Genomic DNA, 22985 nt, shown 5'->3' with positions numbered 1-22985 from the left:
TTTAGCGTCTCTTCTGGTAGCGGTATTTCTTCCCCAATGGAAATGACCGATATGGAAAACACCTCCTCAACCAACACACCTGAAACAGTACCAAGCACCCTCACCTTCTATCGCCAACTGTTCAACCAGCTCGATCTCAGCACCTTAGACTCAGCACAACTCCTAGACCTTGCCGCCCTCTCCGCCGAACAGGCCGAAGGGCTCTGCCACGGCCTGATGCTGTTTGGTAACCTCATGCAAAAACACCCGCAACCCGATGACACCCAGTGGGAACAACTGAATCACTACCTCAATGCGACGGCTCATTTGGTGCCTGCGCTGTGCAACCTTTATGGCCGTGCACTGCGTGAGATGGAAGGGAAAGAGTTGGTTGGTTAATTTGAGTGGATAGTTGTATGAGGACGGCACACAAGTGGTGCTGTCCTCGTTTCCAAAATCACGCATATTAGTAATGTGCATAATAAAAACAATAGGTTATCTAAAATCATTTGATTATAGTGGTTTGAAATATCAGCGTCTTGGGGTACAAGAAATCATAAAATGCGGCATGTTTGATATGAATATCAAATATTTTACATGAAACAAATTGCAATTCATGATCATATTCATAAAATTGATATCATTTGACGATATGATTAGCTGACAATGATTAATGATAGAGATGCCTGGGGCGACGAAGATTTAGAGGCTTCAGTACTGGCATACATTGAAATGAAGAAAAAGCATGATGCCGGTGAGGCGTTTTCAAAAACAGCCTACTATAAGAAATTAGGTGAAAGATTTGGCCGCTCACCTAAATCCTTTGAATACAGAATGCAAAATATCTCCTATGCGTATTCTGAGCTGAACCGGACCTGGCTAAAAGGGCTAAAACCAGCATCGCATGTTGGTTCCAATAAATTAAAAAATATCATAGAACTCATTTCTATTCATGATAAACCTTCGTTAGATGAAGAAAATAAAAACTTTGATAATCAGGTTGAAAGTTACTTAGATGAAGGTATTTCTAATAAACCGACAGGTAACAGCTCACCAGCTAAAGCTGTTCGCCAAACCATTGCTATCATCCGAGACCCAATGGTGAAAGCCTATGTACTACAGGAAGCTAAAGGGATTTGCGAGTCGTGCGGAAGTCATGCACCATTTTCAGACAGTAAAAATAAACCCTATCTTGAAGTGCACCATCTTAAACATTTGGCTAATGGCGGTTCAGATACTGTTGAAAACACAGTTGCTATATGTCCAAATTGTCACCGTGCATTACATTATTCTAAAAATAAAAATGTATTAATCGACGATATTTACAAAAAAGTAATGCGATTAGTTAAAGAGAATTAATTAGATAGGTTCTTTACCGGTAATTTCCAGTAGAGGACCGCCATTCTTTATCCAAGAGCTAACTAAATCGAGCAAGAATTCTTCATCAAGTTTTGTAGTCCCCTGTATTGCACATTTCCATACAATCATTACTCGCCATCCCAACTCTCTGAGTTTATCTTGAACCTCCAAATCTCTCTTCCGATTGGTAGAAATTTTTACTCGCCACCAATCTTGATTAGTCTTCGGCCATTGGAAAAAGTGACAATTGTGTAGGTGCCAAAAACAGCCGTTGACGAATATTACGCATTTGTACTTTGATAATACAATATCTGGTTTCCCCGGAAGTTGTTTCACGTTGACTCGATAACGGAATCCTCGGGCATGGAGACGAAGTCTTAACCACATCTCGATACCAGTTCCCTTAACCTTGATCAGAGATCTGGCTTTTTTGTGAGGATCCTTACTGGTGCCTAATATCATTAATCGACTCCAAAGTTACATAACTCCTGTCGCGCATCAGTTACATCTAAAATAATCTCCAGTCTTTCCCTATTTAATAAGAATCCGGAGCAGGATAAACATCGTCACCTTCATTCGCCACTCTCCAAAAATCATTACCTATTTTACATTCTCCATCTTTATCTTTAACTATTCTTATCGATATTACTTGCCCTTTCTCAACTTTTGGTAATCCGAGTTCGCTACAAATTCTTGGATGCTCATTTTGGTGGCCAAGAATAATTATTCCCTCACTCGCCAAATAAGTTCTAGCGCCTCCATTTGCCCGGACTCTTTTCATGGGGTCATCTTTCGCAGAGGCAACAATAGCAATGGTCTCCCGCTCAATGACTTTTCCTGTAAATGTTCTAAATAACTCATTAAGCCTTTGTTGACCGGAGACTCTTCTCATTATTTCCGTTCTGATAACAGGATCCATTAAAAACAACTGACTAATTGGTATTTTTACATCCTTCAACATCCAATTTATGTGCTTTCTTGAAGCCGCAGAAATCGTTCGTTTTCCATCTTGGTTCTTCCCTTCGTTTAAAATATTATTACTTATACGTATAATACCTAAACTAGCCGTTCCTTTCTCATCATCAGCTTTTACCAAAAGGCAAATATGTCCAACCGCCTCTCTAGGTATAGACCATCCCCAACCGCTACCTGTATATTTACAATCAACCTCAACACCATTTATCGTATAATCCATTACGTTACCGTGCTCAAGCTCAAACGCTGAACGAAGTAGTATTTCAACTTTAGTTCCCAAATATGTTTTCTCGGTTTTCTCCAACTGCCTGTAAATAAAACGCCCAGTTCTAGGACCATCGATAACCTCATCGAATGAACGCCTAATTGCTTCTGAAAATTTCCCTTCTATATTTTTCATTTTTGAAAAATACAATATAACATTATCTATATCTTGATCGGATATTAATTCATCATTCGAATTATTCATATAACCCTACATCATAAAACATTAGATACATGAATTATCCCTCTAACTACTATAAAAATAAAGCATTATTGATTATTAGATATCAGCTTGAATTAGCCATCCAAATGAATACCTATCTCAACCTTCTACTGCGCAAAATGACATGTATATTTAAACAGTACAAAGTGCTTTAGATCTCTTCATCTAAACGTTAGAATGTTACTTTCCTCATCAACAAGTTGGCAGGTTGCTTCTAACATGACTTATAAAGTTATCGACCTATTTTGCGGGGCTGGCGGCCTAAGTGCCGGCTTCATGTTCGGCAATGAACATCCTGATTTTGAAGGGATATTGGCCATTGATAACAATCAGCACGCCTGCGATACCTATAACGCTAATTTTCCAGGTAATCATTGCATCGCAGTGAACATCGAAGAATGGTTATCTCAGCAAGAAACCATACCACAGGCAGATATCGTTATAGGCGGCCCTCCATGTCAAGGTTTCAGCCTTCTGAATAAAAAAAGAGAAGGTGACCTCCGTCGTGCACTTTGGGAACCCTACATGGATATCGTAGCTTCCTCTGGCGCAAAGATGTTTATCATGGAAAATGTGCCGGGCTTGTTGAAAAGTGATGAATTTTTAGACATACAATCCCGCGCGAAAGATATGGGATTTCATCTCGTCTACGATGTTTTAAACACTGCTGACTATGGTGTACCTCAGACAAGACGTAGAGCTATTGTCATCGGTTACAATCTAAAACATTTTTCCATGGATTCATTACCTGATTTCCCACCAGCTAAGACACATATTAATCCACAGCAAGCAGCACAAGGTGTAGATTTACCTGTTTGGCGGGATGTAAAGTCTGTAATAGGTGACCTTGATGAGCCTAAAGGCTTAGAAATAAGAGATATTCCAGCACCATATAACTTACACTTTGGCCGAACACCAACAGAGGTCAGCTTACGCAGATATAAATCTGTACCACCAGGTGGTAACCGATTCGATCTGATGAGAAATGCTCCTGAGATCACACCACAATGTTGGATCAACAAACCAAGTGGTGGTACTGACCTTTTTGGCCGTTTATGGTGGGATCGTCCATCTGTAACAATTCGAACTGAATTTTTCAAGCCGGAGAAAGGGCGTTATTTACATCCTGAAAAACACCGTCCAATTACTCATAGGGAAGCAGCAAGAATTATGACGTTCCCTGATAACTTCAAATTTTGTGGTACGAAAATTGAAGTTGCAAAGCAAATTGGTAATGCTGTGCCTGTTGATTTTGCACGAGAAATTGCCAATTATGTATATAACACGTTGATTAAACTGTAGTTATAACTCCTTATCACGAATGAATTCATGATAAGGAGTTATTCTTGTGTATATTCGCCTCATTCATTAGTGTCATAAAAATCATTTAAATAAAATATAATTCTTCATTGAAATAATAAATACCTTAAATTATTTCCTTACCAGTTGCTGGGCTAGTGGTAGCTGTTTGGCGAAAAGTTGCAGCAATACTCTATTGCCAAAGTGAATATATAAAGCAACGTGATCATCATCGATGGTCAAGTTTACCTCCACATCTTATTTTCTCCCTGCCAACCGCACACACTGCTGCCTTATGCCATCAAAAATAAGTGTCGCCAATTCTGGCGGAAACGAGGCAGGCAGCAACCCAGTGACACGTTCAATGACTCTCGGAGTTTCCGCAAGGAGCTCTTCAATAATAGATTCAACCTCCTGTTGCCCTAACCCGGTTATTTCACCGTGTTTTATCCAGTGGCGACGTCGGATCTGGCCAAGAAGGTAATGGTTACTGCTCCCGCGAACGGCCATTGCCAGTTTGCACTTCTGCCAGGCTATCTGGCTATTCCCCAGGCCAATCACTGGCCACGCGGATAACACATCGTACAGTGGCGTCATGTGGTAACGATTTTGTGGTAAATGCGCAAGACTGAAATTCTTTGCATGGCCATCGGTGGCAGCCAGTAGCCAAAAAATAATCTGCGCTTTGAAAAAGTGTCTGCGATCTGCTGCAGCCTGATCTGAACGGCTCAGAACTTCCATAATATTTGTAATGCCAGGGCCACCCTCTGACTGATATTTCCTCAGAGGTGAAACGCCCAGAGCCTGACACATATCCTCTTGTGGCAAACGGATCCACCACTGCCTATCACTCGATAGCTTCCTGTCAAAACGCTCAACGATCAGTGCCTTTTGATCTTCAAACTGCGCAATAGCCGTTCTTGCGACAGGCACTTCATAGTGTTCAAGAATGAGAGAACAAAGCCACTCATTCTCGATGGATGTGCTCATATCAGCCCGCATATTTCCCACCAGCCCCAGCGCTAATTTGAAAATATGCGTGGTCGGCGTATTTCCCTCAGGCAAACACCACTGATTGTCATGCCACAACAGCGCTGTTTTTTCCTGAGCGCCGGCAATAGATAAACGCAGATCGTCATCCTGGCCATGTTGTCCCGGTAACACCGCGGCAGTATTGCGAAGCATCTCAGCAATTTGCGCTTCTGAAAGCGGGCGCTGCCTGATGGAAAAGATATGGGTGGGTTGCTCGTCAATAGCAAGCAATTGAATGGCGCCCACACAGTCACGGCCAAGTTCAGCCAGTAAATCAAAGGGATCCAGACTTTCGGCATGATAACGCATTGCCAGCCGTCGGCGGATCCCTTCACTATCCGGCAGCAGGTTATCGAAATAATCGCGTACCACGCTACCGCGATAAGGCTGATTCCCCGGCGTGAAAGGCAAAGAAAGCGACAATGGCCTGCCCTGATTATCTGTAATCCAGTCAGGGTGATATTCCAGCCGATCCTCACCTCTGTGCTTTTCCCAATATCCCACTGGGATACCGTTCATCCAGATAGCTAACCGTTGTTGCAAACGACGCATATCATCACCACTGTTCCCGCCTGGCGGGTGATTTTTTATGTTCGGCAGAGGCTTCCTCGGTTTCACACCCCGGAGAGGTAAGCTCTGATGAAAACACCATTTCAATACCCAGCACATTAAACACCCTAAACAGACGTTCCATGCTGGCTGATGTAGGGTTTGACTCCAGGCGTGCATAGGTCTGCTGGGTTACGCCCAGCCTCTCAGACACGTCTTTTTGCGTCAGGCCTTTTGCTTTACGAAAACCCACCAGTAAAGGACGTAGCTGGCTTAGTGTTTTTAACGGATAGACGGTATTCATAGATAGCGGCTCGCTGTCTTATCGCTGTGTACAGATTATAAGCTGTATGATTCACATTACACCCCACAGGCTGTAAATGCAAAATACAGCTTATAGGGTGTTTTATTATAAATACAGCCTAAAGGCTGTTAAAGAGATCGCAATACGATTGTTTCAGCCCAACCGCTTATGGCATCACATATTTATGCCGGATTGCAGAATTTGTTAACGCTTCTTTTCTTGGGGCACTGCTCGAGCAAAGCAGGAATGCTTCTTCATAGCATGCCCTCGCTCATTTTATTATGACCTGAGTTTTTACTGCGGGACTTTACCTAGCAGCCATAACCCCTCAATCTCTGGGCATAACCCTAATTACCCCGCCCTCGTCCCGCACGTTAAACCCAACGCCGAACACCCGAGCTGCAGGCTCAATGCCATTGCACCGTTTATCTTGCGACAGTAGAGTTACTGAAAATCCGTAAGACTTTCCGTCTTCGAATTTGTAGTTAAAGTCAGGAATGCATTTATCCGATGCCACCGCAGGCATCTTGTTATCGGTGAAATTCTTGCCAAAGATATGATTGGCGTTACCGATTTCCTCGATAATAACGTCGGATAGCCGTTCATCCCCTTCAGGTTGAACCATCACACAGACCTTATTATCAACAGTAGTGACGTTGGCCGTGTAGTTTTTCGGCCTTGGATCGTTCATATGCATACAACCCGTAAGCAACAAAGCCAGAGTTCCTGGGAAAATAATTCGGTTCATCCTGTTACCTCTGCTTAAAAAACTGAGAGCGCGTATTCGCTTACTTTTTATCTATATTTCTATCCGTCACGCCCTGAAAACTCACGCCATTGTTAATCGCCCCAGCCAAATGGCGTAGCCATACTTCTTCAGAAACCAGTCATCGGCAATGATAGAAGCCTGTTGCTCCATCGGGTACCAGCTATATTCCCAAAGACATGCAAGACCAAGTCTATCGCGACATACTCTCGTCAACCGCAGGACGTATGCTTACGAGCGGCGTTCTTGCCGCAACCATCGCAAATCAAATTATCGCCGCAGGGGGTTCGGCATTCTTATCAAAGGTGGCCACCGGTTCCGTGGGGTTTGCCCTTACCAGTGGTGGGCTGCTGGAACACAGTATTTATAAGTCGCTGGGGTTAGAGAGGGAGAATGCATCTGTGTACTACAAGCTGAGACAGACGGGTAACCTGGATTTCCTCTACTTCCTGATTAAGTCGAATATGGAACCCTTCGTTAAAGCATTAACCGTTCGCAACCGTTATGGTGAGGGGGAGTTTATAAAGATCCTCAAACTACTGGAGAAGAATGCACAATGAAAGAAGCCGGAATATTCACTCGGGCCTTGGGGTTCTTATGCGATGTACTGTTTCAATTGATGCTCATTATCGCACTCGCTCTGTGCATCTACTTCTTCTTCCATTTTGAAACGGTTACAGAACGCCTCATTTACATCATCGGAACCCTGGCCGTTTTTTATCTTCTTCATAAGGTTAGTAATGTAATAGTCAGGAAACTGAAGGGGTAATAGCCGGTGATGATATCTGTCTACTGCTGCGCCTAACTTGGTTCGAATTCGTCGGAACTAAGAGGCCATCAATCCGAGATTTCATAATGCACTTCATAGTCACCAAAAAGTACTTTCCTGACTTCTCTTGGTTCGTAGCGCTGCTGAGGAATTCCGTAGCCTCCACAAAAGTAGAGAGAAGTCTCATGCCCTCGCCATATCGAGGGATCTGCTATGGCTTTCAGTGAGTATAAAAAGCAAACATGTTTATTTAGATCGATCCATAAAAAATCCACGCCGAAACGTGGATTCAATGTCATAGCCAAGGCCAGCCATCACTTTATTCGAAGTGAACTGCGGGGTTATCCGCCAGTGAAACGAAATTCTTCGTATTTTTATCTAGCGTGCGGATCTCGCCACTTTCGATGTCGTACACCCAACCGTGCAGACGCAGGCCGCTGTTGCGCAGACCCACGGCAACGGACGGGTGAGTCTTAATATTATTTAGCTGGGCTATGACGTTCTCTTCGACCATGGCGTTAACTTTGTCGATTTCGTTATCCCACGTTTTCTTCTCTACCACCGCTTTTGCGGCGTCAGAATAGTGCAACCAGTGGGCCACAGCAGGCATCGGGTCAAGGCACTGGCAAGACGCTATAGCCTTCATGGCGCCGCAGTTCGAATGGCCGCAAATCACGATATCCGTGACGCCCAGCGCAACCACCGCGTATTCGATGGTCGCCGACACCCCACCCGGTTCCGGGCCAAAGGAAGGAACGATATTGCCCGCGTTACGGATAACGAAAAGCTGCCCCGGCTCTTGCTGAGTCACCAGTTCGGGTACCAGGCGGCTGTCAGAACACGAAATAAAAAGCGCTTTAGGGTTCTGGCTGGAAGCAAGGCTGCGGAAGAGTTCCTTACGCTGTGGGAAAATCTCTTTCTGGAAGCTGAGGAAACCTTCAATGATATGTTGCATAGCACGCTCTCTGGGTCTGTAGTCTCGATAACATGATAATCATCACTCCCGGTTAGTCCAGCATCTCTTAAACAGAAAATGAGCGTTCAGGGAACTGCAATGACGAGGGTGCAGCAAGCTCCAGCGGTATCTGTGCCCTGATAGTTTGTTTTCTGGTGAGCCCATAACCAAACCTCGATGGCTTTTCTTAACCACTTCCCTGATATCACTGGAACCTGCATTCAAACCTTGTACCTCTGCCTACGGCAGTCTAACCCCAAGACTAAAAGTGATAATATTTTGTCATTTTTATACATTTATGGAAATAATATTAGCATCATAAGCCATAAAGCAAAGGCAATCATCCTCAGACAATCAGAAAACATGCTAATATTATGTTCATATTTAATACTGAAAGATAAAATATTATCACCATGGCTAAAAAAACAGCACCTCTACTTCCTGGCACAAACCAGTTGCTTGCTGACTTTGGCGAGCGGCTGAAACTTGCGCGCCTACGCCGGAAACTGACAGCCAAACAGGTAGCAGAACGTGCAGGCATGACGGCAATGACACTGCGCTCGCTTGAAGCAGGAGGCGCAGGCGTAACGATTGGCGCTTACCTGTCCGTCATGCAGGTGCTAGGGCTGGAAACTGACCTGAACAAATTGGCCGCCGAAGATGAATTAGGTCGACAGCTACAGGATGCTCGCCTGATAAAGAATGCGAGCACTAAGGTTACGCTAGCTCACAACATCCCCGTGACCGACGTCAGCAACGCTGAGTCAGATAATCAAGCCACAACAACCGCGAAAGCCCGTTTGCCCCCGGCTCGAAAGACAACAGCTACCACCTCGGCGGATCTGGCATCCCTGCTAAAGCCAATGAAGAAACCGATAAAAGGGATTTAACAGTGGCAATGATCGGTATATGCGCAGACTGAGATAAATTATAAGCTTGAATCTCCAGAACCAATATCCGTCACTATAATTCAGGCAAACACACAAACCCCCTTTCCCCACATCAACATATCTCATTGAAAAGGAAGCACACGGAATGGCTCAAGTGAAGAAGTTATGGTTGATTGCCCCCTTTATATTCGGGTTCTCCAGCGCTGAAGCGGGCTTGTTGTCCCCTGCAGAGATTGATCGGTCTATTTTCGCCAAAGACAGCGATTTTTCAGATCAGTTTTATTTCAAAGTGCCGGGAAACAAGCAGCTGCAAGCCACATCCTGCGCCGACTTTTACCAAAAATATCAACAGTTCGGGCCACCTGTTGAGCAATCCAGGAATGCGATGGATTTTAATACGCTTCGACAAAATCTGGGTGCCTGCCTGATCAATCACAGTTTACGGACTGGCTCATTCACTGCTGGCCATAAAGAGTTGGCTATCGGCACGCCAGTCAGCTTGCCGGAGCGGTTACCCGCTTTGATGTACCAGGCGATTAGCAACGAAAGCGTCAAATTAAGAGATCAAAAGGTTCGCGCAGGCAAATCCCTGAAAGCAGTCGATACGTCCATCCATTTTGTAGATAGAAAAGACGGTGTCTTTAACCTGGCCGATAACACTGCCGGCAACTATGCGATTGATTTCTTAGGGATGGGCAGTGCGATGACTAATGGGGAAAAAGTGTATGTCGTGGAACAAAGCTACAGCGTGCAGAATGCGACCTATCTAAGTACACGCTATTTCCTGCTGAAGCCTGAAAAAGACGGCCGCTACAGTATCGAAACTGAAGCTATTGTCTTCCCATAAAAATACCGCCCCGACAGGGGCGGTATTGTCAGTAATGCACATTAATGTTCGGATCTACGGGCTGCTCGATCACGCTGCCATTCGGCAGCATCTTTTACCGTCTGAGCATCAGTGAATGCCTTTTTAGTCGCATCATTACGCGCTTTATTGGCATCCTTACGATTCGACTCATCGGCCGCTTTAGTCCAGTTTTTGCTGTTCACCGCTTTATTGAAGTTGGTGTACTTGCCCAAACCGGCACTCCCTAACTGATAGACCATATCGTGTAAGGCAACCTGGATCCCCTGACTGAAATCGTAGAAATCACTATAACGGTTGTGCAGTGAAATACGATCGGCATCCACATGTGTACGTACCAGGTCTTTAATTGAGTCTTCCGTTAACGTCAAAGACGTCGGCGAGTGATATGCAGTGGCGGCTTTATTTTTGCTAAATGCCCTCTGGACACGCTCAAACTCAGCTTTGATTTCCGCAGCGGTCGCAACAGCCCCGCTGGGTTTATTGAAGGCCAAACGTTGTGCGTCGGCAACAGACGGCAGCATGGTGCCAATTCCGACCGTAACATGCCCATTAGTATCGACATACATGTAAGGGATCTTGGCCTCATAAGTTTCCAGATCGGCATAAATCGAAGCAAACTCGGTATCATTGGTTTTATCAGTGCGGTTGATAGTGTCCGAGTTACTGTCACGGCCATTATCTGCACCACCATGAGTGGTATCACCGAAATTACCGCCACCACGATCCCCTCTTACTGTGATCGAATCTTCATTGCGCTCGCATAAAACGTACTTAAGAATTTTCATGCTATTCCCTGCCTTCTTCCTGATTGGCAATAGGCCATCCCTATGCCATGTCTGTATATAAACACAGCAAAGATTCACAGGCAGAGAGCAGCTTGTTGTTGGGTTAATAGCACAACATCGGGTGAGGTTCATTGCTTATAAAACAATGAGATAAGAAGAAGAGTATTTAAACAATAAAGGCGGGCAGCCAAATCCCAGGCACAAAAAAACCACCTTTCGGTGGCTTCTTGTTCGCGCTGTACTAATGGTGCGAAGGCCGGACTCGCAAAATGCATACAATCACATGTTTTAAAACAAATAAATAAAAAGATAAAATGATCAGACCACCATTTTGACCACCAACCAACTCAGAGATTAATCTGCAACGACTTTATTGACTATTTTCCCACCAATATATACTACTGATGACATAACTATTAACAATAGTCTAGTGCTGCGTAAATTTCATACCGCAGATATTCACCATAAAATTGGCAACTGAATCAATTTTTTTAGTTGTCAATGTTTTTTGTCCTGAGCTTATACAAGACCTTGCACTTGACTGTGTTACCAAAATCTCTTCTTTCGCTCTAGTAAAAGCAACATACAAAACGCATCTTTGCTCGAATAACTTATCTGAATAAGACCAAAATGCATCATCTTCGAACCCTAACAATATAACTAGCTTATACTCCAATCCTTTACATTTGTGAATATTCATTATTTGAACGGAGTTAGAACCACTAAACCGCTCTACGAGACTTTCCCTAGTTTGCGCGAACGGGAAAATAGAATTTAACTGATTAGTCAGCTCTTTCCAGATAAATTCAACATGTTTTTTAGATTTATACTGCGGCCATTTTGATTTTATTTTTTTGAAGTCCATCTTCTTTATAATAACATGGATCAGTTTTACCAATTCGTTAACATCATGATAATTAATTCCTTTCTTAATGATTGAAAAGTAATCTGAAAACTCTTGTAATTTATACTGATCTTTATCATTTTTTAAATCAATTTCATGTAGCTCTTGATATAGTTCAATAAATTCAGACCATGCTTTTGGTGAACGTATCAAGATACACTCAAGAATCAATGAAAAAATAATACCTAACGGCTCACTAATAGCATCCTGAAAACTGTCATAAACAATATTATTTATATTCTTACTATTCAGCCGTTCGCAAAGCTTTTTGGTATAGTCCGCTGATTTTTGTTTTGTTAATACACAAATTTCTTTTAACAAATAACCAGAATTAACTTTATTAGAAATATACCCAGACAAAAAATCGGCTTCTTGAATATCATCCGTAAAACTATGTAATACACAACTATTATTAGGCTCAGCACGAGATAAAGAAAATGTTCCTTCTACTACAAAGGGCAGAAAAACATCCAGGAATTTCTTTATACTTTCGTCAGCCCTAAAATTACTTACCAATAGTTTTCTTTCTGGCCTAAAATCTTTCTCTACACGCTTGTATATTTCCGGGTCGGCATTGGCCCAAAGCATAATACTCTGATTCAAGTCACCTACGCAGATCACTTTAGTAGTTGTCCCTAAAAATATTGTCGATATCAACTCATACTGAAGTGAAGTTGTATCTTGAAACTCATCCATGAAAACGTGAGAATAACTTTCCCTAAATAAATTTACTATTTCTTTATTTTTTTTAAGTATTTTCAATGCAAATGGTATTATATCATTTATATTAACTTTGTCCTTGGAAGATCCCCCCTTAAAAATAATATCGTACCCTATATCGGGCCTTATCTCTTCATCTAGAGACATTCTATACCTATCAACTATGGACTTTGCAAATGAGTGATATGTTCTAGATGCAAATCTATCTCTAGAGTTAATACTTCTCTTTACAACTCTATCGTTAACATTTTTACTAGCTTCTGTTTTAAAAGTAAGAAAAAGAATTTTTTTCGGCCATGGGCACAATCCATTATCTAGTAAAAATACAGATTTTTGTGCTAACATCTCTGTCTTACCAGCCCCGGGGCCAGCCAGAATAGACAATGATGACTGATCAAAAATAATGTCCTTTAGCTCATCAGTTTTGACAATGAAATCATCTGGCTTCCAAACCATATTATTAACATTAATCATCACAAATACCTTTAGCCTTTTCAGCAATCTCTTTCAGAACTAATGGTAATCTATTGCCAAGAACATCAATAGATAGCTTATTTAACAACCTAATATGCGATGCAGGCTTACTTTTGTTACCTAAAAATCGATAGTTATACCAAATAAATTTTTTCAGATAATCGCTATCACTTACATAATGCCCTGCTCCATCATGCCCATCTTTCAAAACGGCCTTAACCATTTCTTCTTTTATTTTTGAAATCTCTTCACTTTTACATTCAATTATCTTACCTTTTTCAACCACATCACAAATAGATTTACACCCATCTATTTCAGATTGCAAAAGGTTAATTTTTCTTAAAGCTTGAGGACCATTCTCATTATTTGACTTGTCACAATTACAATAAACATCTCCATAGGCATCGATCATAAGATAATCTATATCCAGAGGAGAGGTAAAGTATATGTTGTATTCCTTAAGTTTTTCAACCAGATTAACGGTCTGTTTATCGTCATACTCCAATGAAAAATCTATAGGGTTATCACTTGAATTCCATGCCGGTATTTTTTCCAAAATACCCTCATGGAGATAATTCACTTTTTTATATTTAGAAAGTTGTGATATAGCATATTTCACCCTCCCAAAACCCCCTCCATTTCTTCCCAAGTCTAAATCAAGAAGAGTTATATATGGCGTTTTAATTGATTCTAGCAGACGCCAGAAATGATTAACATGTCGCCCTCCCAATGGAGCAATAGTTATATTCTTTGAATCCACATTATAATCATAGTGCTCAAGAACTTTTGGTAAAATTATTTGCTCACTATCTCCCTCAACAAGGATAACTAACTTAGAGAAGTAAATTTCAGGATATGCTTTCACCGCCTCATTAATAAACTTGAACTCTTCATCTGTCTTTTCTGGTAATGAAATAACATTAACATGACTGGAGCCATTTCTAAAGGAACAATGCCTCACCTGATATGGCTCTACCCTAGACATTATTGCAGTAGAATGTGTAGATATGATCATCTGAAATGAGTCTTTCATAGTATATTCAGAAAATGACCTAATTATCCGCCCAAGATAATGAGGTGAAAGGTGGTTTTCTGGTTCTTCGAGGGAAACCAAGCTGAATATAGGTAGTCTCAATCTTGTTAAATCGAATGAATGCTCGTTATCATCCGGCTTACTATTTTTTATTTTATTTTCTATACAGAATAAGGCATGTATTATAGCGAGGTATAGTAAAGAGCGCTGACCATCACTCAGCGTTTCTGAAGATATACTAGCCCCTTGTTCATTTGGACTAAGGAATAGTTTTACTAATTTGACTAAATCATCTACCGTACTAAAAGGAAAATTCAATTCTGCATTTGCTATCACTTTTTCTTTGTATAAATTTTTCCATCCTTCATCAATCGACTTTGAAATTAAATCTAGAGAAGAGTTTTCTTTTATTAAACTCACTAACTCCTGTGTTTTCTCTTTATAGTTTTTTCTAACATCCGCATCCCATTTTGTCGCTTTTAACAACCTGCCAAGAATCGCAGTAGATGAGTACGCGAGCTGCTTCAAAGGATCCCTACTTGCAGGTACATAATGCACTTGAATCGAATTCCTAATTAATGGAGTAAGTTTTACCTTACTCTCGTCATCAGGCAGCTCATCGTCAGTGGTTATTATATATATATTTTCTTCGATATCACCAAGATCAGAATACTCATAGTTTAGCGTAGCCTCCAACCTTATTCTAAAAATCACATTTTCATTACTATCTAATGTAAGCTGATCTATTAGAGTAGGTACAGCAAAATCCCCATCTATAGTATCAAACCCAAACCATACATCAATAAACAGCGATTTAATTTCAGCATTAGCTTCATCTGGTTGAGAATAAAAATCTGAAGATTTTAAAACTCTCATTGTACTATCAACACTGAATATTCTATTCAAAGCATCCAAAATCGCACTTTTACCTGCGCCATTATTACCAATGAGAATTGTTTTATCGCTATCAAATTCTATCGTTTGTGGGTTATCGCACGAAAAGCTGCGAAATCCGCCTATCGTTACTTTCTTGAGATACATAAAAACTCCTTTTATACCTTTAAAAAAAATAATATCTTCTTAAATTATTTAAAGTAATATAGAACCCGCACGTTACTTGGAGTCCGGATGATTTACACCACATATCGTTGTTTATTCTATAATCAAGCGCAATGTTTGGTAAACACACCTTTTAAATGGATTTTAAAAAACTAGAGATCAAACCACACACCTATATCTCACATGGCGCGCAATACTCCCTCGCCTACGCGCTCTGACTTTATCATGCACATTTCATGCATGACTCAGAGACCCTGTAAGCCCTTGTGGCGCGGGGTTTCGGCTGTTTTGAGGGGCTGGGAATTAATGCGAAATCATGCACCCTATGCATGCACGCGCAGTTTGAGGCAGGCTAGCCAGAAAAAAGGCTGTTTTCGGGCTTGGGGGAACGGTAAAACCCCGCAGCAAACTCAACATTGCAACAGGGCTTGCTCAATCAGTGAAGTGTTTGATTTCGGCTATAACGGCGGTAACGGTTCAATGTCCTTTTTTCCGGCGGCGGTAAATCACCACTAGTCACCGTTTCCGCTTGAATGGGCTGACATAAAATCTTATCGACGCTCTCTACCGTTTTAAAGGTGCAGGAGCACACGATATTTTGGCACTGGTAATAGGCTTCTTTCGTCTGTTCCGTGACATAACGGCTGGTACGGGTATAAGACGAATGAGTACAAAGCGGGCAACGCATCATGATGTGGCCCCTTGCTGCTGCAAGCGCTGACGTTTTGTTTTCAGCTCTGTTGCAACCTGCATTCGACGCATTGGGCTGTTTTGAAGTTCTGGCAATACCCCGGTTTCTTCCGGCTTCGTCAGCCCGATATCGTCCAAGACCGGATGTTCAATGCCCTGTAGTGCCGTGGCCGCATGAATATGGCCGCTCAGTGCTCCTAACAGACGCTGTTCAATCGTTTTCATCGGGTCATTCCCATAGACGCCGTAAGCTTCTTTCGCCAGTACACAAGCCTTGATGACATCAGGACTGAGCAACACCTCGCTGAGCGCGTCCACCGCCTTGCTCATCGCATGTTCGGCAAAAGCCGTCAGGGCCGTTCTGTGTGCCGCCACCACCTTCGGAGCCGTGCCGCCGCATTTGAGGTGGAGCTGCATTTTATCCAGCTCCATTTCTTCAACCAGACCGTCGAACTCCTTCGCCAGCTCCCGTTTGGAAATCCGGCAGTGATGCTGCGCTTGCAGCTCTGGGGTCATTTCCCCGCGGAGTTTGCGAAACAGGGTGCGCCACTGGCTTTCTGCCTCATGGCTCCCCACTTCCGTGTCTTTCTTCTGTTGATGACAGCGGGCGATCCCCGTAATGACGTCCGTCAGTGCCTGATAGTTTTTGTCGTGGGCGGCGCGGGCATCACGCAGGGCTTGCAGCTTGTCGTTGATGTGCTTGGGTAATGCAGTTGTGCTCATGGGGTTATCTCCGGTGTCAGTCAATGTGAAGCTATTCTGCTGACTGCCGTACAACATCGCCATTCATCCCGGTTGGACTGTCCGCAGGACAACAGCACTGAAAACTGACGATAAAACCATCAACGAGATTTTAGTTTTATATAAAACTATTCACTACTGTTCACTTTGATAAAAAAGGTATATAAATCAGTAGATAAAGTAGTGACTAGTTTATCTGGAACTATTCACCAAGTGTTCACTACTGTTCACATTTCTAAAAAAGACCTTTTCTCTGGCTAGCCATGGTTAGATTTATTTTTGATGTTCCTGCCTATTTATAAATTGCTTATTGATTGCTGAAAGCTATGGGCAAAAGGTGAGGAAGTACGAGGAGGGGTGGGTTAGTGCAACTTAATGCAATTCGTTGTTTTTACGTTCAATTCCTTAGTTCATCACACAACATCCCCTTGTTGCCACCCCGCAAAATATTCTCATAATAGGGCGCTGCCAGACGAACCCACACAGCGCCGGTGAGATCCCACCGGGTATAAACGAGGTAGCATTCCATGCTTGCAGTTGCCACTCAGACCCCTTCCACACTCTCGCCCGTCCCGGTTGATTACACGCCACGCGACCGCTTCATTCGCCTGCCGGAAGTGCTGTACACCACCGGGCTGTCACGTTCTACCGTGTACGAGATGATGGCCCGCCGTCAGTTCCCGGCCCAAATCTCCCTTGGCGGTAAAACCGTGGCATGGCTCGAATCAGAAATCGAAAACTGGATGGCTGAACGCATCGCCAACCGTCATCAGGGGGCAGCAGCATGATGCGGTTAACTTTTGGTCGCCAGCACTTTACCCTGAATGACAACGACGCGCTGTTTGTTGCAGAATCCATCCTGTTGCAACGCAAACAGCCGGATATTGCCTTGCCGGAACACCGCAGCGATAAGCACGGCGTGATCCGCCTGGCCAGCAGCCAGGCCGAACCACGTTTATTCCGCGCCGGGCCGATCCCCTTGACCGATGCGGGAGCCGATACCCGCAATGACCAGCTTACCGACTGTTGATCACTATGCGATCGATTGAACATCCGGGGGCGTCTTACGGCTTGCCCCCACGTCCAGCCCTGCGCTATAGTCCCCCCGCTGTCGCACAATCGACGGCCGGGCGTAGGAACCCGTGTTTAATCTTGGCGACAAATGAACACGCGCCACGCGTGTTTTTTTATGTCGTGGCCTTAGTGCGCTCATTTTTTGCGCGGTGGATGTTATGCTACCGTAGCAGTCAAACAATGGTGGCTCAGGCGGGGCAGCCTTCGGGCTGGCCGGTTTCCAAGGTTGCCGGTATTCCTACCCCCGTCTGGGCTACCACCATTGAGTGTAGGAACTCCGGTGGTAGCAATAATACGCTAACCTTGGAGGCTGCCATTATGGCTACAACCCTCACCCCGACTCATCCTAAATTCTGTTTCCTGTTTGCGGCCCTTCGCCGTACAGCCCTGACGGCAACCCCGTGCATGCTGCGCACCGTGGCAGATTCCGAGCACAGCGCCCGCCGCCTGCTGGCGCGTGACTACATTCTGTCGTTTGCGGGCCGTCTGCCTGTGCAGGGGGTGGCATGAATACGCTGGCCGCCCGTTTCCACAGTGAAACCCTCTATCCTATTCCGCATGCTGATTTCCTGCGTCTTCAGCACGCGCATTCTACCGGCGTGCTGTTCCTCGACATGCTGGACACCCTCGAATCGACCGGCCAGTGCCCGGACGCCGTCCAGAAAGCCGCCTTTGCGTCTGTCATCGCGGTACTCACTGACCAGCTCGGGCAGGTCGTCAAAACCTGTGATTCCCACATTCTCGCCAGCATGGAGGCTTCCGCCGCATGAACACCCCACAGTCTTGTTTACCCGTTGAAGTCCGTACCGCCGTTTACCGCCGTGCATTGGCCCATGCCTATCTCGATACCTGCGCCTTTTATCGGGTAAACCCCGGCTATACGCTGGACGAGCTGCAAATGACGATTGCGATGGACATTGAGGGCTACTTTGTTCGCCAGCACGGCGCAGAGGTGGGCATGGACATGGCCTGCACCATGCTCAGTGACATGGTGCAGCCGGATATTCTGGTGGCGCCGCCGCGTCTGACCACGCTCGGCCAAAAGATGATGGATGAGCTGTGCTGTGGCCGGATGGCCGTCACCTGTAACACCACCGTGCACTGAGGGAGGCAAAATAATGACCGCATTAAGCGTTTCTCACACCTCACGTGCAGCGACCGGCCACTGGCCGGTCTTACTCCCTGCGCTGGGTATTCATATCACTGCCGGGGGCCGGGCGCAGCCCTGCCCGGTCTGCGGCGGCAAAGACCGCTTTCGCTTTGATAATCTGCAGGGCCGTGGCACATGGTTTTGTAACCAGTGCGGCGGTGGCGATGGCCTTAATCTGGTCGAAAAGGCGCTGGCCGTGACCGCCAAAGAGGCCGCTGTGAAGGTGGCCGGGGTATTGGGTGAGCCGTCGGGCAGTGCGTTGCCCGAATACAACCCCCAACAGGAACAACAAGACAAAGCACAGGCACACCACCATGCGGCAAAACAGGCCAGACAGTTACTCAACTGTGCCCAGAAGCAGGTCGGGAATGCCTATCTGACCGCCAAGGGTTGGCCGGACACTGACGCCCTGACATTACAGGGGCCGTCACTGCGCGTGGGCGGTATCACTTACCAGCCCGGCGATCTGCTGATCCCCCTGACCGACAGTACCGGGGATGTCGTCAACGTCCAGTTAATTAATGCCGCAGGCGTCAAACGCACGCTGGCCGGGGGGCAAACAAAACACGCCGGCCACTTCCTGCCGGGGCAGGATAATGCCGTTATCTGGCTGACCGAGGGCTACGCCACCGGCCTGACTGTGCATCACCTGACCGGAGAAAGCGTCTGTGTTGCCCTTAGCGCCAATATCCTGCCCGCGATGGCGCAGCAGTTGCGCACCCACTACCCTGACGCGCTGTTGCTGCTGGCGGCCGACAATGACGAGAACGGCACCGGGCAGGCCCGTGCCGCCGAGGCCGCACAACTGAGCGGCGGCAAATCGGCGTTGCCGTCAGAAACCGGCGACTGGAACGACGTTTACCTGCAACAGGGCAAGCTGGCCGCGCTTGCGCAGTTGGCGGCCTTCAGCCAGCCCAAGCAACCCAGCCCGTTTGATACGCTCAGCGATGCCGACCTGAAAGCCATGAGCGCCAGTGAAAAGGCCGAACTGCTGGCGGAGCACTACCAGCATCTGCTGGCCGTGCCACAGGTCGGTGAAGACCTGTGCCGCTATGAAAACGGCGCATGGCAGGTGTTACCGTACCGGGTACTCAGCCGCGAAATTGCCGCGCTGTTCCAGAAAATCCGCGCACCGTTCTCGGCGGCGGGTATCAACAGCATTCTGGACACGCTCAGGCTGATGGTGCCGCAAATGGGCACGCCAGCACGGCACCTGATTGGCTTTCGTAACGGGGTATTTGATACCACCACCGGGCAATTCAGCGCGCACCAGAAAACGCACTGGCTGCGTACCGTCAACAGCGTGGACTACACGCTACCCAAGGCCGGGGAAAATCTGGCCGACCACGCCCCGCACTTCTGGCGCTGGCTGACGCGCGCCGCCGGGCAGCAACCCGACAAGCAGGCGCGCATTCTCGCCGCGCTGTTTATGGTGCTGGCGAACCGGTATGACTGGCAACTGTTCCTTGAAGTCACCGGCCCCGGCGGCAGTGGCAAAAGCGTGATGGCCGCCATAGCCAGCCTGCTGGCGGGGAAAGACAACACCACCTCGGCCACCATTGATACGCTGGAATCCTCACGGGAACGCGCCTCCGTGGTCGGGTTCTCGCTGATTATCCTGCCTGACCAAGAGAAATGGAGTGGTGACGGTGCGGGCATCAAAGCGATCACCGGCGGCGATGCGGTGGCTATCGATCCGAAATACCGGGATGCCTACTCCACGCACATTCCGGCGGTGATTCTGGCGGTGAATAACAACCCGATGCAGTTCAGTGACCGCAGCGGCGGTGTGTCCCGTCGCCGGGTGATCCTGCCGTTCCCGGAGGTGATACCGGCCAACGAGCGTGACCCGCAGTTGCTGGCAAAAATCACCGGTGAGCTGGCAGTGATAGTGCGCCACCTGATGCAGCGTTTTGCTGCGCCCAATGACGCACGCGCACTGCTGGAAGCACAACAGAACTCCGACGAAGCGCTGGAGATTAAACGCAGTGCCGATCCGCTGGTCGATTTTTGTGGCTACCTGCTGGCGGTCAGTGCGCCTGACGGCCTGTATATCGGTAATGCCAACATTACCCCGGCGAACCCGCGCAAGTATCTGTACCACGCGTATCTGTCTTACATGGAAGCCCGGGGACACAAATACCCATTGAATCTGACCGCGTTCGGGCGTGCCGTGCCGCAAACCCTGCGTGAGTACGAAATAGCACTGTTGAAGCGCAAGACCAATCAGGGGATGCAAACCAACCTGATATTGAGCGAAGACTGCGAAGCCGACTGGCTGCCCAAGTGTGAAATGCGTTGAGCGAATGGCATCACGATCGTTTCTGCCGATCAATATGCAGTTATTGATCTGCCGAACCCATTGGACGCTGTTGTGTGGGGGCACTTATAGTTCCCCTGTACAAACCGCATACACCCAACACCGGGGAACCCCGTGGCGGTGACTACTCAGGCCTGCATTGCAGGCCTTTTCTCTGCCTGAAACCTCTCCCTGCCATTCACCCACAGTGCAATAAATCACCGACTCAGGCCGGTGTTTTGCATTTTTGGGTCTGACTGTTCACTGCGAGTGACCAGTCAGGGCAAACTAATCACCAACCAATCACTGGTTAATCTATTGTTTTTAAACAACTAAAAACAAAAGTGAACAGTGTGACCAGTTTTTCTATAAATCTATTTTTTCTGGTTCAGCTCACCGAGCTTGCTTTGTCATTTTTGCAAATTCATACGGTGTAATGTGGCACTCACTGTTCATATCCAAGTAATCAGCCCACCATTGCACCATCAACCGGCGTTCTTCCATATGCTCAGCCTTGTGAATATATGCTGCTCTCACGCCGTTGCGCTCTTGATGGCTCATCTGGCGTTCAACCCCATCCCTCGACCATAGGCCTGACTCGACCAGCGCACTGCATGCCATGGCCCTAAAACCATGGCCGCAAACTTCAACCTGCGTGTCATAGCCAAGAGAGCGTAACGCCTTGTTTACCGTATTCTCGCTCATTGGTTTATGTGGATGGTGATCCCCGGGAAAAACCAGATCATTGCCTGCTGAAAGTTCGTGTATTTGTTCAAGCAATTGAATCGCTTGTTTGGATAGTGGTACGAGGTGAATAGTCCGCATCTTTGATCCTCGGTGCGAATGCTTAACCCCCTCAATAGCTTCACGTTCAGCAGGTATTGTCCAAAGTGCCTTTTTAAAATCGATCTCTCCCCAGCGAGCAAAACGTAATTCACTGGAACGGATGAAAATACTGAGTGTTAACCTGACCGCTAATCCGGTCAGCATTCTGCCTTTGTGAGTATCAAGGCGCTGAAGGAATTCAGGGAGACGCTCAAGCGGTAAAGCTGGTCGATGTATGACCTTACGAGTTGTAATAGCTCCAGCTAAATCTTGGGCAGGATTACGAGGAATAAGCCCACTTTGCACCGCAAAACGCATAATGCCGGTAATTCGCTGCTGCAATCGGGAAGCAACATCCAAACGGCCACTTAGCTCAACCTCTCTCAGAGGGACTAAGAGGTCTCTGGTTTCAAGGTCAGCAATATTACGCTTTCCAATCACCGGGAAAATATTCCGCTCTAAATCCCGCATCACTCGCAATGCATGGCCTTCAGACCAACGCTTATTCATCGCATGCCAGTCTCGGGCAACCTTTTCAAAGGTCAAGGTTTCAGCTAATGCCTCAACCTTATCGATTTCTCGTTGGGCGCTAGGGTTAATCCCATCGGCAAGTAGCGCTCTTGCTTCATCACGTTTTTCACGTGCTTTCGCCAGTGTCACAATCGGGTAGGCGCCAAAGGCAATTCGGCTTTCTTTACCTTCGTGGCGGAATTTTAGGTACCAGCGTTTTGAGCCGTTTGGTTTGACTAAAAGGTATAAACCGTGGGAGTCAGTGATTTTGTATTCTTTGTCGCGAGGCTTTGCTGTGCGGGCTGCTACGTCTGTTATTGCCATAAATTGGGGGTCAAACCTTTATCGAACCGAGCTGACCCCCATTGTGACCCCCAAAAGATCTGGATGTCAACGGATGTACTCGGACGGATTCAGACCAAAAAAAAAGCCTTTCGGCTTTAATTTTAGTAACTTATGGACTGTTACGGACGTTCTCGAACATACTAA

General features: G+C 45.9%; 24 protein-coding genes and 1 pseudogene. 12 read left to right on the top strand and 13 right to left on the bottom strand.

What is annotated here, in order from left to right; genetic code table 11:
• Nucleotides 1-51: 51 nt before the first annotated feature.
• Both E5C26_RS02725 and E5C26_RS02720 read left to right on the top strand, forming a co-directional pair.
• A complete protein-coding gene (locus tag E5C26_RS02725; RefSeq protein ID WP_135314948.1) occupies nucleotides 52-378 on the top strand; it encodes a hypothetical protein in 327 nt (108 codons plus the stop codon).
• A gap of 267 nt (nucleotides 379-645) precedes the next feature.
• Entirely contained in the window at nucleotides 646-1338 is a 693-nt protein-coding gene (locus E5C26_RS02720; RefSeq protein ID WP_135314947.1) for an HNH endonuclease, read from the top strand.
• Here the strand turns inward: E5C26_RS02720 and E5C26_RS02715 are convergent, their stop codons facing one another.
• On the bottom strand, nucleotides 1339-1800 hold the full coding sequence (locus tag E5C26_RS02715) for a very short patch repair endonuclease (RefSeq protein ID WP_135314946.1): 462 nt from the start codon (nucleotides 1798-1800) through the stop codon (nucleotides 1339-1341).
• 73 nt (nucleotides 1801-1873) lie between these two features.
• The gene (locus E5C26_RS02710; RefSeq protein ID WP_135314945.1) at nucleotides 1874-2782 is read right to left on the bottom strand and encodes a NaeI family type II restriction endonuclease; all 909 of its coding nucleotides are present in this window, start codon (nucleotides 2780-2782) and stop codon (nucleotides 1874-1876) included.
• A 237-nt stretch (nucleotides 2783-3019) separates the two neighbouring features.
• Here E5C26_RS02710 and E5C26_RS02705 point away from each other — a divergent pair, with 237 nt between their 5' ends.
• Nucleotides 3020-4102, top strand: coding sequence for a DNA cytosine methyltransferase (locus tag E5C26_RS02705; RefSeq protein WP_135314944.1), 1083 nt, complete (start codon nucleotides 3020-3022; stop codon nucleotides 4100-4102).
• Between the two features lie 255 nt (nucleotides 4103-4357).
• On the opposite strand, the gene E5C26_RS02700 is transcribed toward E5C26_RS02705, so the two are convergent.
• The 3 genes from E5C26_RS02700 to E5C26_RS02690 form a co-directional block, all read right to left on the bottom strand.
• A complete protein-coding gene (locus E5C26_RS02700) occupies nucleotides 4358-5683 on the bottom strand; it encodes a type II toxin-antitoxin system HipA family toxin (RefSeq protein WP_135314943.1) in 1326 nt (441 codons plus the stop codon).
• A gap of 4 nt (nucleotides 5684-5687) precedes the next feature.
• Complete coding sequence (locus E5C26_RS02695; RefSeq protein WP_135314942.1) at nucleotides 5688-5984, bottom strand: helix-turn-helix transcriptional regulator; 297 nt, start codon at nucleotides 5982-5984, stop codon at nucleotides 5688-5690.
• A 328-nt stretch (nucleotides 5985-6312) separates the two neighbouring features.
• On the bottom strand, nucleotides 6313-6732 hold the full coding sequence (locus tag E5C26_RS02690; RefSeq protein WP_135314941.1) for a putative T6SS immunity periplasmic lipoprotein: 420 nt from the start codon (nucleotides 6730-6732) through the stop codon (nucleotides 6313-6315).
• A 197-nt stretch (nucleotides 6733-6929) separates the two neighbouring features.
• On the opposite strand from E5C26_RS02690, the gene E5C26_RS02685 reads away from it, so the two are divergent.
• Nucleotides 6930-7310, top strand: a complete 381-nt coding sequence (locus E5C26_RS02685; protein WP_135314940.1) for a hypothetical protein — start codon at nucleotides 6930-6932, stop codon at nucleotides 7308-7310.
• 277 nt (nucleotides 7311-7587) lie between these two features.
• Here the strand turns inward: E5C26_RS02685 and E5C26_RS24745 are convergent.
• Nucleotides 7588-7674, bottom strand: a pseudogene (locus E5C26_RS24745) (type II toxin-antitoxin system RelE/ParE family toxin); the annotation flags it as partial.
• A 164-nt stretch (nucleotides 7675-7838) separates the two neighbouring features.
• On the bottom strand, nucleotides 7839-8474 hold the full coding sequence (locus E5C26_RS02675; protein ID WP_135314939.1) for a carbonic anhydrase: 636 nt from the start codon (nucleotides 8472-8474) through the stop codon (nucleotides 7839-7841).
• A 413-nt stretch (nucleotides 8475-8887) separates the two neighbouring features.
• Between E5C26_RS02675 and E5C26_RS02670 the strand changes: the two genes are divergently transcribed.
• Both E5C26_RS02670 and E5C26_RS02665 read left to right on the top strand, forming a co-directional pair.
• Nucleotides 8888-9364, top strand: a complete 477-nt coding sequence (locus tag E5C26_RS02670) for a helix-turn-helix domain-containing protein (RefSeq protein WP_135314938.1) — start codon at nucleotides 8888-8890, stop codon at nucleotides 9362-9364.
• 145 nt (nucleotides 9365-9509) lie between these two features.
• Nucleotides 9510-10211: a hypothetical protein gene (locus E5C26_RS02665; RefSeq protein ID WP_135314937.1), complete on the top strand. Its 702-nt coding sequence runs from the start codon at nucleotides 9510-9512 to the stop codon at nucleotides 10209-10211.
• A gap of 41 nt (nucleotides 10212-10252) precedes the next feature.
• Here the strand turns inward: E5C26_RS02665 and E5C26_RS02660 are convergent, their stop codons facing one another.
• The 5 genes from E5C26_RS02660 to E5C26_RS02640 form a co-directional block, all read right to left on the bottom strand.
• Nucleotides 10253-11017, bottom strand: a complete 765-nt coding sequence (locus E5C26_RS02660) for a glycoside hydrolase family protein (RefSeq protein ID WP_167796599.1) — start codon at nucleotides 11015-11017, stop codon at nucleotides 10253-10255.
• A gap of 427 nt (nucleotides 11018-11444) precedes the next feature.
• On the bottom strand, nucleotides 11445-13115 hold the full coding sequence (locus E5C26_RS02655; RefSeq protein ID WP_135314935.1) for a UvrD-helicase domain-containing protein: 1671 nt from the start codon (nucleotides 13113-13115) through the stop codon (nucleotides 11445-11447).
• The gene (locus E5C26_RS02650) at nucleotides 13108-15189 is read right to left on the bottom strand and encodes an ATP-dependent nuclease (protein WP_135314934.1); all 2082 of its coding nucleotides are present in this window, start codon (nucleotides 15187-15189) and stop codon (nucleotides 13108-13110) included. The genes E5C26_RS02655 and E5C26_RS02650 overlap by 8 nt, the downstream gene beginning before the upstream one ends.
• A 454-nt stretch (nucleotides 15190-15643) precedes the next feature.
• Nucleotides 15644-15898 (bottom strand): ogr/Delta-like zinc finger family protein, encoded by a 255-nt coding sequence (locus E5C26_RS02645; RefSeq protein ID WP_135314933.1) that lies wholly within the window; start codon nucleotides 15896-15898, stop codon nucleotides 15644-15646.
• Nucleotides 15895-16620: an NAD-dependent aldehyde dehydrogenase gene (locus E5C26_RS02640; RefSeq protein ID WP_135314932.1), complete on the bottom strand. Its 726-nt coding sequence runs from the start codon at nucleotides 16618-16620 to the stop codon at nucleotides 15895-15897. Before E5C26_RS02640 ends, E5C26_RS02645 begins: the two co-directional genes overlap by 4 nt.
• Nucleotides 16621-17165: 545 nt before the next feature.
• Here E5C26_RS02640 and E5C26_RS02635 point away from each other — a divergent pair.
• From E5C26_RS02635 to E5C26_RS02610, 6 genes are read left to right on the top strand one after another with little or no spacing between them, the layout of a single operon-like run.
• Nucleotides 17166-17426 (top strand): helix-turn-helix transcriptional regulator, encoded by a 261-nt coding sequence (locus tag E5C26_RS02635; RefSeq protein ID WP_046374609.1) that lies wholly within the window; start codon nucleotides 17166-17168, stop codon nucleotides 17424-17426.
• On the top strand, nucleotides 17423-17668 hold the full coding sequence (locus tag E5C26_RS02630; RefSeq protein WP_046374608.1) for a hypothetical protein: 246 nt from the start codon (nucleotides 17423-17425) through the stop codon (nucleotides 17666-17668). Before E5C26_RS02635 ends, E5C26_RS02630 begins: the two co-directional genes overlap by 4 nt.
• Nucleotides 17669-17673: 5 nt before the next feature.
• Nucleotides 17674-18222 (top strand): host cell division inhibitor Icd-like protein, encoded by a 549-nt coding sequence (locus tag E5C26_RS02625; RefSeq protein WP_071844582.1) that lies wholly within the window; start codon nucleotides 17674-17676, stop codon nucleotides 18220-18222.
• Nucleotides 18219-18482 (top strand): hypothetical protein, encoded by a 264-nt coding sequence (locus E5C26_RS02620; protein ID WP_135314931.1) that lies wholly within the window; start codon nucleotides 18219-18221, stop codon nucleotides 18480-18482. The genes E5C26_RS02625 and E5C26_RS02620 overlap by 4 nt, the downstream gene beginning before the upstream one ends.
• Nucleotides 18479-18817, top strand: coding sequence for a DUF5375 family protein (locus tag E5C26_RS02615; protein ID WP_135314930.1), 339 nt, complete (start codon nucleotides 18479-18481; stop codon nucleotides 18815-18817). The genes E5C26_RS02620 and E5C26_RS02615 overlap by 4 nt, the downstream gene beginning before the upstream one ends.
• Before the next feature lie 13 nt (nucleotides 18818-18830).
• Nucleotides 18831-21164, top strand: a complete 2334-nt coding sequence (locus E5C26_RS02610) for a primase-helicase zinc-binding domain-containing protein (protein WP_135314929.1) — start codon at nucleotides 18831-18833, stop codon at nucleotides 21162-21164.
• A gap of 390 nt (nucleotides 21165-21554) precedes the next feature.
• On the opposite strand, the gene E5C26_RS02605 is transcribed toward E5C26_RS02610, so the two are convergent.
• The gene (locus E5C26_RS02605; RefSeq protein ID WP_135314928.1) at nucleotides 21555-22820 is read right to left on the bottom strand and encodes a tyrosine-type recombinase/integrase; all 1266 of its coding nucleotides are present in this window, start codon (nucleotides 22818-22820) and stop codon (nucleotides 21555-21557) included.
• Between the last annotated feature and the right edge of the window lie 165 nt (nucleotides 22821-22985).

This window comes from Serratia proteamaculans, from assembly GCF_004684015.1.
GTDB classification, from domain to species: Bacteria; Pseudomonadota; Gammaproteobacteria; order Enterobacterales; family Enterobacteriaceae; genus Serratia; species Serratia proteamaculans_F.
This window is presented reverse-complemented; position numbering and strand designations above follow the sequence as displayed.